This is a genomic window from Caulobacter sp. B11, assembly GCF_002737765.1.
Classification (GTDB): Bacteria; Pseudomonadota; Alphaproteobacteria; order Caulobacterales; family Caulobacteraceae; genus Caulobacter.
This window is the reverse complement of the sequence record NZ_PEGG01000070.1, coordinates 1-10219: the sequence shown is the minus strand read 5'-3', so window position 1 is coordinate 10219 and position 10219 is coordinate 1. Positions and strand designations below refer to the sequence as shown.

The window sequence follows — 10219 nt, the reverse complement described above, 5'->3', positions numbered from 1 at the left end:
CGGTGCAGCAGCTCGTCCAGCCGCAGCTGGATGGCGGTCAGCAGGTTGTTGAAGTCGTGGGCCACGCCGCCGGCCAGCTGGCCGATGGCCTGCATCTTCTGGGCCTGGGCCAGTTGCAGCTCGATCTGCTTCTGCTCGGACACGTCGATCAGATAGGCCACCAGCCGGTCTTCGGCGCGATAGAGATAGAGGTGGGCGATGCGGGTCGGGTCGCGGGCCAGGCGCACCTCGAACGGACCGGCCTTGCCCTCGGCCAGGCGGGTCTCGGCCTCGGCCCGCGAGGGCGGGTCGATCAGTTCGCCGAACGCCATGCCGGCGCGGGCCGGGCCGGCCATGGCCGACAGGGCCGGATTGGCCTCGAGAATGCGGGAATTGAACGGGTCGAGCCCCTCCAGCAGGGCCGCGCCGAACGGCGAGGCGCCGGAAAAGGCGTCGAGGCTGCCGGTGCGGGCCGGCGGCGGGGCGCTGACCACCGCGACCGGGGCCAGGGCGGCGGCGATGACCGGGGGTTCGGGCTGGACCGGCAGGCGCACCAGCAAACGACCGCCGCGCAGGCGGGCGACCAGGGCGGGATGATCCTCGCCGGCGATGCGCAACAGGCCCTCGGCCCGTTCGCCGCGCCGGGCCTTGACCAGGGCCGAGAACAGGCCAGAGCCGCCCTTGGGCAGCCGACGCGCCTCGCCGACCGTGTCACGCCAGGCCTCGTTGGCGGCCACGATGCGGCCGTCGGCGGCGGTCAGGGCTGCGGGTTCGGGCAGGGCCTCGACGAAGCCCTCCGTCGCGTCCATCTCGTTGTCGTGGGCGGTCGAGGCGCGGATCGCCACCAGGCCCAGGATCGCCACGCCGGCGACGCCGCCCAGCAGCAGCAGACCGGCCAGGGTGGCGGGACCGGCGCGCAGGGCCGGTACGGCCGCGAAACCGGCGGCCAGCACAAAGAAGATCGCCGCGCCCCAAATCAATGGGTCGGCGCGTCGCCGTGTCGCCGTCTCGGCGATCGCTTCGATGTCGGACGTCCCGGTCATGGTCGACCGAAATCCTTCTTCAGCCCTGCGAAGCCCCAAGGGCTCCATCGATTCGGTGAATAGAATACTCCTTACGCGTCGTCAGGGCGCGTTTGGTGAATCGGCGCTGAGTCTGGGGCCGGATTAAGGTGGGCCTCGCCCGCTCAATCCGCCCAACTGCGGGCCTTGGCCTTCTTGTTGTTCATCACGAAGCCGATGATCTTGGCCACGGCCTCGAACTGTTCGGCGGGGATCTGGTCGTCGATCTCGACGGTGGCGTAGAGGGCGCGGGCCAGGGGCGGATCTTCCAGCACATGCACGCCGTGCTCCTCGGCGACGGCGCGGATCTTCAGGGCCAGCTCGTCGACGCCCTTGGCCACGCAGATCGGCGCGGCGTCGCCGGCCTCGTAGCGCAGGGCGACGGCGTAGTGGGTCGGGTTCATCACCACCACCGTGGCCTTGGGCACAGCCTGCATCATCCGCTGGCGCGAGCGCTGCATCTGGATCTGCCGGCGCTTGCCCTTGATGTGCGGGTCGCCGTCCGACTGCTTGAACTCGTCCTTCACCTCCTGAAGGGTCATGCGCATGCGCTTGTTGAAGCGCATGCGCTGCCAGAACCAGTCGAAACCGGCGGTCAGCATCAGGAAGATCAGCACCGCCCAGAACAGGCTGGTGCACAGCTTCATGGCCAGGGGCAGCATGGCGCTGACATCCATGCCGACTAGGTTCTGCAGTTCGGGCGCATGCGGCCGGATGACGATCCAGGCGATCAGGCCGGTGACCAGGAACTTGACCGCCGACTTGGCGAACTGGACCAGGCCGTCGGGCCCGAAGATCCGGCCGAGGCCCTTGATCAGGTCCAGCTTCTTGAAGTCGGGCTTGATCTTGTCGGCGCTGAGAATGAAGCCCGACTGGGCGATATTGGCCGCCGCGCCGAGCAGGCCCGAGACCAGCATCACCATGACCACCGCGGGCAAGGCGGCGAACACCGCCTTCTGGGCGATCCTCTGCGCCGCGCCCTCGACATCCATGGTCCCGGCATGGGCCAGGAAGGGCAACAGGGCGTTGACCAGGTCGCGGGTCAGCCAGCCGCCGGCGATCACCACCACCCCGAAGGCCCCGGCCAGCGAGGCCAGTTGCGAGATGTCGGCGCTCTTGGCGACGTCGCCCTTGGCGCGGGCGTCCGACAGCTTCTTGGCTGTCGGTTCTTCTGTCTTTGAAGCGTCGTCCGTGTCTTCAGCCATGCCGAGGCGGCTCTAGTTGAAGATGGCCAGGAGGTCGCGATAGCGATCCGTCCAGACCATGGCGATGCCGCCGAGCGACACGCCCAGCAGCGACAGGCCCAGAATCACGCTGAGCGGCGAGGTGACGAAGAAGATCTGGAAGCTGGGCATCACCCGCCCGACCAGGCCGGTGGCCAGGTTGAAGACGATCGAGAACACCAGCACCGGGGCCGACAGTTGCACGCCCAGCTTGAAGCTGTCGGCCACCGTGCGCACGGCCAGGGCGGCGGCGTCATTGACCGGCACGGCCCGGGTGAAGGGGAAGATATCGTACGACTTGACGATCGCCCCGATGAACAGGTGATGCAGGTCGGTGGCCATGATCAGGGTCAGGCCCAGCATCGACAGGAAGGTGGCCACCGCCGTGCTGCTCTGGGCCCCCATCGGATTGGTGGTCTGGGCGAAGGACAGGGTGGTCTGCAGCGAGATGATCTCGCCGGCCGTGGTCATCGCTCCCATGAAGATCCGCAGCACGCCGCCGATCATCAGGCCGATCAGGACCTCATGGATCACCGCGCCGCCCAGGGCTCCGACCGAGGTCGGGACAGGTCCGATGGACCGATAGACCAGGGGCGCCAGCAGCAGGGACATCAGCAGGGCGAAGGACAGGCGGATGCGCGGCGGCACCACCGGGTCGCCGATGCCGGGCATCAGCATGACCATGGCCCCGACCCGGGCGAACACCAGGCCGGCCACATAGACCTGAGCGGCCGTGGCGTAGCTGTCCACCCGCCGGGCCTCCCCTACATGCCCGCGATGCGCGCGGCGATCTGGCGCATGAAGCCCGACATCAGGGCTCCCATCAGCGGCAGGAAGATCAGCAGGGAGATGAAGATGGCGACGATCTTGGGCGCATAGACCAGGGTGGCTTCCTGGATCTGGGTCAGGGCCTGGATCAGGCCGATGCCCACCCCGACCACCAGGCCGACGATCAGCACCGGCGCGCACAGTTGCAAGGTCAGCCAGATGGCGTCGCGGCCGACATCCAGAACTTCGGCGCCGCTCATCAAAAGCCTCATCTCTACGCGCTGGTAACGAGGCTGGAAAATGGGCCCGACATGGTTAACAGGGAGTTAGGACCTGTTGCGTCGCCGGGCGTCGAGGACGCGGCGGATGGCCGCGCGGACAGGCGGCGAACGCCCTAGAACAGCAGCCCCTTTTGCAGCAGGCCATGCACGCCCTTCTCGCCGTTGACCGTCTGGGTGACGCGAAAATCCACGGCCAGGGAGCAGAACTGGTAGGCCTGCACCCGGGTCAGGGCCGAGCGCGCGGTGATGAAGTCGATCATGCCGCGCAGGGCCTGTTTCATGGCCAGGTCGAGATCCTCGTGGAAGCCCATGACGATGTAGTGGCTGGGCGTCTCGGCCCGCGGCCAGGTCAGGGTCCCGACCTCCGCCGCCTTGTGCAGGATGAAGGTGAAGGTTCCGGTCAGTCCCATCTCCAGGGCGTTGACGCAGACCTCGCCGTCGCCCTGGCGGCCGTGACCGTCACCGACCGAGAAATTGGCTCCGGGAACCCAGACCGGCAGGAACAGGGTCGCCCCGGCCCCCAGCTCCTTGTTGTCCATGTTGCCGCCATGCTCGCGCGGCTCGCGGCTGGACAGTCGGCCATAGCGGGCCGGCGGGGCCACGCCCATGGTGCCGAAAAACGGGGCCAGCGGCAGGGTCGGCCCCACTCCGGCTTGCAGGTCGCGGCCGGCCGGTCGACGGCGATGTGGCTGACATAGCGTTCGGGAAAGTCTTCCGGCAGGGTCCCGGCCAGCGGCCGGACGGCGCAATAGCCCCAGTCGTTATTGGCTCCACCTGCTCGATCCGCACCTCCAGGGTGTCGCCGGGCTCGGCGCCGACGATGGCGACCGGACCGGTCAGGATATGGGGCCCGATGCGCTCCAGCTCGGCGGCGTGGATCGCGGCCAGGTCGGGGGGAATCGTCAGGCCGCTGGCGGGATCGGGCATCACCTCGCGGCCGCCCGAGACGCAGGCGAAGGTGACGCTGTCGCCCGAGGCGATGGTCAGGACCGGCGCGAAGGCGGCGTCAAAGATCCCGAATCGGACCGTTTCGGGAGTCGAGGCCAGGCGGTGCAGCATGAGGTAAGCCTTCTATTACAAGCCGCCACTGCGCGCGGGTTTGCCCCATGACCCAAGGCCCGGCCCCTGCCCGGCCCAGCTAAAGCGGCCGGCGCCCAGCAAGCGGGCGCCGCAAGGCGCCGCCTGACGCGATCCGAGGCGGTCCGGCGGAGGGGCGCGAGCGCCCCTAGCTCGCCCCGCCCCGGGGCTATAGGAAGATTTCCCTGACTTGCGGAGCGACGATGACGATCGAGGCGGACATGCGGGCCTTCCTGGCCGAGGCGGACTCAGCGACGCCCTCCGAGGCCATGGCCCGCGCCGCCGCGCTGGACCTGCTCCTGCCCGAAGCCTGCCAGGCGGCGGTGTTCGACAATCTCGACCTGTTGCGGCGCCAGGCCAGCCTGTTCGTCGACACCGCCCCCGCCGGCGCGGCCGAGCGGTTCACCCCATGACCTTCGCCAGCGCCCACGCGGTGGCCGAGGCGGTGCGGTCTGGCCGGACCACCGCCCGCGCGACCATCGAGCAGACCCTGGCGCGCATCGCGGCGCGCGCCGACCTCAACGCCTTCACCCAGGTCCTGCCAGAACGCGCCCTGGACCAGGCCGACAGGCTTGACGCCGATCGCGCCGCCGGCCGCCCCCTGGGCCCGCTGGCCGGCGCGCCCTTCGCGGTCAAGAACCTGTTCGACGTCGAGGGCCTGGCGACCCTGGCCGGCTCGAAGATCCGCCGCGACGCCGCGCCCGCTCCCGCCGACGCCACCCCGGTCCAGAGGCTGACCGCGGCCGGGGCCATCCTGGTCGGCGCGCTGAACATGGACGAGTTCGCCTACGGCTTCGTCACCGAGAACGCCCATGACGGGCCGACCCGCAATCCGCATGACCCGACCCGGATCGCCGGCGGCTCGTCCGGCGGTTCGGCGGCGGCGGTGGCGGCGGGCCTGGTTTCGCTGAGCCTGGGATCGGACACCAACGGCTCGATCCGCATTCCCGCCAGCCTGTGCGGGGTGTTTGGCCTCAAGCCGACCCTCGGGCGGCTGTCGCGTCAGGGCGCCTTTCCCTTCGTCGAGAGCCTGGACCATGTGGGGCCCTTCGCCCGCTCGGTCGCCGACCTGGCCCTGACCTATGACCTGATGCAGGGCCCCGACCCGCTGGACCCGATCTGCGACCGCGCCGCCGAGCCGGTGTCCGACCGCCTCGAGGCCCTGGCCGACGCCCCTCTGCGAGTCGGGGTGCTGGGCGGCTGGTTCGCCCAGGGGGCTTTCCCCGAGGTGCTGGGCGCGCTGGACCTGGCGGCCCAGGCCCTGGACGCCGAGGGCCCGGTCATCGTCGCCGAGGCCGAACAGGCCCGCGCGGCCGCCTTTTGCCTGACCGCCGTCGAAGGCGGACGCCTGCATCTGGAGACCCTGCGCGAGCGGGCCATGGACTATGATCCGGCCGTGCGCGACCGCCTGCTGGCCGGCGCCTTGCTGCCCGAGGGAATCGCCGACGCCGCCCGCCGCTACCGGCCGGTGTTTCGCGCCGCGATGGCCCGAGCCTTTGAACGTTTTGACGTCTTGCTGGCCCCGGCCTCGGTCTGCCCCGCGCCGCGGATCGGCCAGGCGACGATGGACATGGACGGCCAGCCCGTGTCGGTGCGCAAGAACCTGGGCGCCTACACCCAGCCGATCAGCTATGTCGGCCTGCCGGTGGTGGCCGCTCCGATCAACCGCCCCGGCCAACTGCCGATCGGCGTTCAGATCATCGCCCCGGCCTGGCGCGAGGACCTGGCCCTGGCCGCCGCCCTTCGCCTGGAGCGGCGTGGAGTCGTGGCCGCCCACAGCCCGACGGAGCGGCCATGATCATCAATGATCCCGAGACCCTGGCCGCCGTGCGCGCCGCCGTCGACGCCTATGAAGCGGCCCTGATGGACAATGATGTCGAGGCTCTCGACCAGGTGTTCTGGAACGATCCCCGGACCGTTCGCTACGGGGTCGCCGAGAACCTCTATGGCTTCGAGGCCATCGCCGCGTTCCGCCTGGAGCGGGCGGGCGGGTCGCCCGAGCGACTCCGCCTGAGAACGGAAATCACCACTTTTGGGCGAGATTTCGCGATAGCGAATGTCGAATTCCAGCGGTTGGGGGCAAATCGAACCGGGCGACAAACCCAGACCTGGATAAGGCTCGATCAGGGCTGGAAGGTCGCGTCGGCCCATGTCTCGCTATTGGCGGAAGGCCTCGATCAACGCGTTGCCAGATAGGCGTCCCAGCCCGCCCAATGACAGCTCAAGTAAGTAACTTATGACTTCTGACGAATTTCAAGGCAGCTTTGATCCGAAGTGTTGAAATAGTGACATCTGTCGGCAAATCTTCACCTTGCTGAAGGAATTGCGTCACGAAGGCTTTTGATTTCCCGCGCCGCGTTGTGCATTGCACCCAGATTCGCCGGTCGGTCGGCGCGAAACGGGATTTGTCACATGACCACCTCCGCAAAACTGCGCGATAGCCTTCGCGGCAGCGCGGCTCTCGCCGTTCTGATCCTGGCCGCCGGCGTCGCCGCGCCGGCCTTCGCCCAGGACGCCACCACCCTCGACGACGTGATCGTCACGGCCCAGAAGCGCGCCGAAAACATCCAGGAAGTGCCGGTCTCGGTGGCCACCCTGTCGGGCGAGCGCCTGACCGCGATCTTCGCCGGCGGCGAAGACGTTCTGGCCCTGTCCAGCCGCGTCCCCGGCCTCTACGCTGAATCCTCGAACGGCCGCGTGGCCCCGCGCTTCTACATTCGCGGCCTGGGCAACAGCGACTTCGACGTCGCCGCCTCGCAGCCGGTCTCGATCATCCAGGACGACGTGGTGCTGGAAAACGTCGTGCTGAAGAGCTCGCCGATCTATGACGTCGCCCAGGTCGAAGTCCTGCGCGGCCCGCAGGGCACGCTGTTTGGCCGCAACACCACCGCCGGCATCGTCAAGTTCGACACCGTCAAGCCGAGCCACACCTTCGGCGCGGCCGGCACGGCCACCTACGGCACCTATGGCAGCTACACCCTCGACGGCGGCGTCGGCGGCTCGCTGATCGCCGACAAGCTGTCGGCCCGCGCCTCGCTGCTCGTGCAGCACCGCGAAGACTATATCGACAACACCTTCACTGGCGTGAAGGACGCCCTGGGCGGCTACGACGAGCTGGCCGCGCGGGTGCAACTGCTGTTCACCCCGACCGAGAACTTCAGCGCCCTGCTCAACGTCCACAACCGCCAGTTCGACGGCACCTCGGCCCTGTTCCGCGCCAATATCGTGACCAAGGGCAGCAACGCCATCAACGGCAATTTCGACCGTGACTCGGTGGCCTTCAACGGCGGCGGCGGCAACCCGCAGAAGTATGACGGCAACGGCACGTCGCTGAAGATGGACTACGACTTCGGCGACGTCACCCTGACCTCGATCACCGCCTATGAGACGACCAACGGCTACAGCCGCGGCGACATCGACGGGGGCGTCGGCGGCGTCGGCCCCGGCTTCATCCCGTTCGATTCCGACACCCAGGACAGCCTCGCCGACCTGAACCAGGTCACCCAGGAACTGCGTCTGGCCAGCGACACCGACAAGCCGGTGACCTGGCAGGTCGGCGCCTACTACTTCCAGTCCGACTTCCTCGTCACCACCGCCCCAGGCTTCGTGCCGCCCTCGACCCTCAAGCACGAAAACACCTCGTGGGCCGTGTTCGGTCAGGGCTCTTACGCGGTCAGCGACGACCTCAAGCTCACCGCCGGCCTGCGCTACACCAGCGACGAAAAGGACCTCTCGGTCACCAAGTCGCCGTTCGGCACGGGCAAGGCCGTCTCGGTCTCCGACGAAAAGGTCAGCTGGGACCTGTCGGCCTTCTACGACCTGTCCTCGGACGTCAGCGTCTATGGCCGGGTGGCCAGCGGCTTCCGCGGTCCGTCGATCCAGGGCCGCGACATCGCTTTCGGCTCGCCCTCCTCGGTGGCCCAGTCGGAAACCATCCTGTCCTGGGAAGCCGGCGTGAAGAGCGAACTGCTTGAGCGCACCCTGCGCCTCAACGGCGCGGTGTTCACCTATACGGTCGAAGACCCGCAGTTCAGCGCCATCGGCGGCGTGGCCAACTCCAACCGCCTGATCAACGCCGACAAGGCCGAGGCCTATGGCGTGGAAGTCGACGGCGAGTGGGCGGTGACCCCGAACCTGCTGCTGACGGCCGGCTACAGCTACGCTCACACCGAGATCAAGGACAGCAGCCTGGCGGTCGCCGTCTGCGGCTCGGGCCAGTGCACCCCGACCGATCCGCTGACCGTCGGCGGCGCGGCCAAGGTGGACGGCAACCCGTTCCCCAACGCCCGGAATATGTGCTGAACTTCTCGGCGCGCTACAGCTACCCGATCGCCGGCGGCGAACTGTTCGCCTACACTGACTGGTTCCGCCAGGGCCACACCAACTTCTTCCTCTACGAGACCAAGGAGTTCTTCAGCGAGGACACCTTCGAAGGCGGTCTGAAGCTTGGCTACGCCAAGTCGGACGGCGCCTATGAGGTCGCCGTGTTCGCCCGCAACATCACCGACGAGGTCAACCTCAAGGGCGGCATCGACTTCGACAACAACACCGGCTTCGTCAACGAGCCGCGCGTGATCGGCATCTCGCTGAGCGCCAAGCGCTAAGCCGACCTGGCCGCGCCTTCCGGGGCGCGGCGCCTGTCGAACACACGATGACGGACAGGCTCCCGGTTCACGCCGGGAGCCTGTTTCATTTCCGCGCCGAGTGAGCTAACCCCTTCAGATGACAACAAAGATCATCTTCGACACCGATCCTGGCATCGACGACGCCATGGCCCTGCTGTTCATCGAGGCCAGCCCGGCCCTCGACCTGCTGGCCATCACCACCGTCTACGGCAACGCCGACATCGAGACGACGACCCGCAACGCGCTCTATCTGAAGCAGCGCTTTGGCCTGGCCGCGCCGGTCTATCAGGGAACCGACAAGCCGCTGCTGCGGCCGCGCAACCCCTCCCCGACCTTCGTGCACGGGGTCAACGGCCTGGGCGATGTCGAGCTGACCGGCCTGGTTCCCGCCCTTCACGAGGCCAAGCCGGCCCACCAGGCGATCATCGACCTGGCCCGCCAACATCCGGGCGAGGTGGTGCTGTGCGCCGTCGGCCCGCTGACCAATCTGGCCTTGGCGCTGCAGGCCGATCCCGAGGTCGCGAGCCTGCTGAAATCGGTCGTGGTCATGGGCGGGGCCTTCGGCCTGGCCGGCAAGCCGGGCAATGTCACACCTGTGGCAGAGGCCAATATCTGGAACGATCCGGAGGCCGCAGACCAGGTGTTCACCGCCCCATGGCCCGTGGTGGTCGTCAGCCTGGATGTCACCACCCAGGTGGTGATGAGCCCGACCTATATGGATGACCTGGAAGGCCGCGCCGGCGAGGCCGGGGCCTTCCTCAACGCCATTTCCAAGCCCTATGCCGCCTTCTATGGCGACCGCGACGGCGTGGTCGGCTGCTGCGTGCACGACGCCGCCGCCGTGGCCTATGTCATCGATCCCAGCCTGTTCGGCCTGCGTCGCGGCTCGGTCCGCGTCGTCACCGAGGGCATCGCCCTGGGCCAGACCTGCCTGAAGGCGGAGGGCGAACTGTTCGGTCCGAGCGCCTGGGACGACCAGCCGATCCAGGCGGTGACCGTGACCGTCGACGAGGCCAGGTTGCTGAGGCTCTATCGCGAGACGATGGCGGGATAGGCGGCAGAGTGAGTCTTCTCCCTTCCCCCTTGATGGGGGAAGGGCGGGGATGGGGGTGATGCGGCGGTGGACGACAAGCGCCGCGCCACGAGCACGCTCAGCAGGCGCCCCCAACCCCAACCCTTCCCCCATCAAGGGGGAAGGGCGGCCA

Annotated in this window: 7 protein-coding genes and 3 pseudogenes; 5 read left to right on the top strand and 5 right to left on the bottom strand. The window is 68.3% G+C overall.

Features of this window, described 5'->3' with window-relative positions:
* From CSW58_RS04480 to CSW58_RS04460, 5 genes and pseudogenes are all read right to left on the bottom strand, one after another.
* Positions 1 to 1022: pseudogene (locus CSW58_RS04480) on the bottom strand (PAS domain-containing protein); the annotation flags it as partial.
* A 143-nt stretch (positions 1023 to 1165) separates the two neighbouring features.
* On the bottom strand, positions 1166 to 2245 hold the full coding sequence (gene flhB, locus CSW58_RS04475; protein WP_099446471.1) for a flagellar biosynthesis protein FlhB: 1080 nt from the start codon (positions 2243 to 2245) through the stop codon (positions 1166 to 1168).
* Between the two features lie 12 nt (positions 2246 to 2257).
* Complete coding sequence (gene fliR, locus CSW58_RS04470; protein ID WP_099446470.1) at positions 2258 to 3013, bottom strand: flagellar biosynthetic protein FliR; 756 nt, start codon at positions 3011 to 3013, stop codon at positions 2258 to 2260.
* 14 nt (positions 3014 to 3027) lie between these two features.
* Complete coding sequence (gene fliQ / locus CSW58_RS04465; RefSeq protein ID WP_201721571.1) at positions 3028 to 3294, bottom strand: flagellar biosynthesis protein FliQ; 267 nt, start codon at positions 3292 to 3294, stop codon at positions 3028 to 3030.
* Between the two features lie 131 nt (positions 3295 to 3425).
* Positions 3426 to 4371, bottom strand: a pseudogene (locus CSW58_RS04460) (acetamidase/formamidase family protein).
* Between the two features lie 221 nt (positions 4372 to 4592).
* On the opposite strand from CSW58_RS04460, the gene CSW58_RS04455 reads away from it, so the two are divergent.
* The 5 genes and pseudogenes from CSW58_RS04455 to CSW58_RS04435 all read left to right on the top strand — a co-directional run bounded on the left by CSW58_RS04455 (position 4593) and on the right by CSW58_RS04435 (position 10068).
* Complete coding sequence (locus CSW58_RS04455) at positions 4593 to 4802, top strand: DUF4089 domain-containing protein (RefSeq protein WP_099446469.1); 210 nt, start codon at positions 4593 to 4595, stop codon at positions 4800 to 4802.
* Positions 4799 to 6187 carry an AtzE family amidohydrolase gene (locus CSW58_RS04450; RefSeq protein WP_099446468.1) on the top strand — a complete coding sequence of 463 codons (1389 nt, stop codon included), beginning with the start codon at positions 4799 to 4801 and terminating at the stop codon, positions 6185 to 6187. The genes CSW58_RS04455 and CSW58_RS04450 overlap by 4 nt, the downstream gene beginning before the upstream one ends.
* Positions 6184 to 6585, top strand: coding sequence for an oxalurate catabolism protein HpxZ (gene hpxZ, locus CSW58_RS04445; protein WP_099446467.1), 402 nt, complete (start codon positions 6184 to 6186; stop codon positions 6583 to 6585). The genes CSW58_RS04450 and hpxZ overlap by 4 nt, the downstream gene beginning before the upstream one ends.
* A 216-nt stretch (positions 6586 to 6801) precedes the next feature.
* Positions 6802 to 8993, top strand: a pseudogene (locus tag CSW58_RS04440) (TonB-dependent receptor).
* Positions 8994 to 9111: 118 nt separating this feature from the next.
* The gene (locus CSW58_RS04435; protein ID WP_099446466.1) at positions 9112 to 10068 is read left to right on the top strand and encodes a nucleoside hydrolase; all 957 of its coding nucleotides are present in this window, start codon (positions 9112 to 9114) and stop codon (positions 10066 to 10068) included.
* Positions 10069 to 10219: the final 151 nt, after the last annotated feature.

What these genes read in the sequence shown, in the direction of transcription:
- CSW58_RS04435 (WP_099446466.1), top strand. Translation starts at nt 9,112, where the DNA reads ATGACAACAAAGATCATCTTCGACACCGATCCTGGCATCGACGACGCC.
- flhB (WP_099446471.1), bottom strand. Translation starts at nt 2,245, where the DNA reads ATGGCTGAAGACACGGACGACGCTTCAAAGACAGAAGAACCGACAGCC.
- hpxZ (WP_099446467.1), top strand. Translation starts at nt 6,184, where the DNA reads ATGATCATCAATGATCCCGAGACCCTGGCCGCCGTGCGCGCCGCCGTC.
- CSW58_RS04450 (WP_099446468.1), top strand. Translation starts at nt 4,799, where the DNA reads ATGACCTTCGCCAGCGCCCACGCGGTGGCCGAGGCGGTGCGGTCTGGC.
- CSW58_RS04455 (WP_099446469.1), top strand. Translation starts at nt 4,593, where the DNA reads ATGACGATCGAGGCGGACATGCGGGCCTTCCTGGCCGAGGCGGACTCA.